The organism is Streptomyces sp. P17 (assembly GCF_032436805.1).
In the GTDB taxonomy this organism is placed as follows: Bacteria; Actinomycetota; Actinomycetes; order Streptomycetales; family Streptomycetaceae; genus Streptomyces.
Window position 1 is genome coordinate 1 of sequence record NZ_JAVRBF010001227.1, and the last position, 250, is coordinate 250.

Sequence of the window (250 nt, forward strand, 5' to 3'; positions counted from 1 at the left end):
CGCGCTCAATTCCTCTCGCGATCGCGCGAGCCCCTCGCCGTGCGTCGCGCTCGACGCGACGATCGCGATCTTCGGGTCGGTGTTGATCGCGACGTAGTCCTCCGGAGGCATCACGCAGGCCGCGATGAGCGCGGTGATCCCGACCAGCCCCTCCATGAGCATCGCGCCGTAGCCGATCGCGCGGCAGTCCGACTCCTTGTCGACCATCTTCGGCGTCGTGCCGCTCGCGACGAGCGCGTGGAAGCCGCTG

The 250-nt window shown here is 69.2% G+C and carries 1 protein-coding gene; it reads right to left on the reverse strand.

Annotated elements, in window-relative coordinates:
• Positions 1–250, reverse strand: a 250-nt coding sequence (locus RMT89_RS44505) for a carbon starvation CstA family protein (RefSeq protein ID WP_315889446.1), incomplete at both ends; no start/stop codon positions are given.